Raw genomic sequence first — 277 nt, forward strand, 5'->3', positions numbered from 1 at the left:
GCCGTTCACACACTCCAAAGCAGTGAGCTCTTGTGTCCCAAATTTATTAGTATACAAACGATATTTGTGTCAAGATACCACGCTAAAACAGCTTTCCAAACTGCGGCATATTCGTAGTTCCGCCATTTCGGATTTCGACAATGAAAGAGAATTTTTCGGTGCAACAACCGGATTCCCTGGGTCACGTCGTTGCCGGCATCGATGTCGGCGGAACCTTCACCGACCTCATTTTGATCGACGGCAAAGATGGCGGAAAGGTGCATATCGCCAAGACGCC

Annotated in this window: 1 protein-coding gene; it reads left to right on the forward strand. The window is 48.4% G+C overall.

Annotated elements, in window-relative coordinates; all coding sequences use genetic code 11:
- Positions 1 to 140: 140 nt before the first annotated feature.
- Positions 141 to 277 (forward strand): hydantoinase/oxoprolinase N-terminal domain-containing protein (locus X735_RS1000000170490; protein ID WP_155930649.1); only part of this gene is annotated, 137 nt, incomplete at its 3' end.

This window comes from Mesorhizobium sp. L2C084A000 (genome assembly GCF_000502875.1).
Classification (GTDB): Bacteria; Pseudomonadota; Alphaproteobacteria; order Rhizobiales; family Rhizobiaceae; genus Mesorhizobium.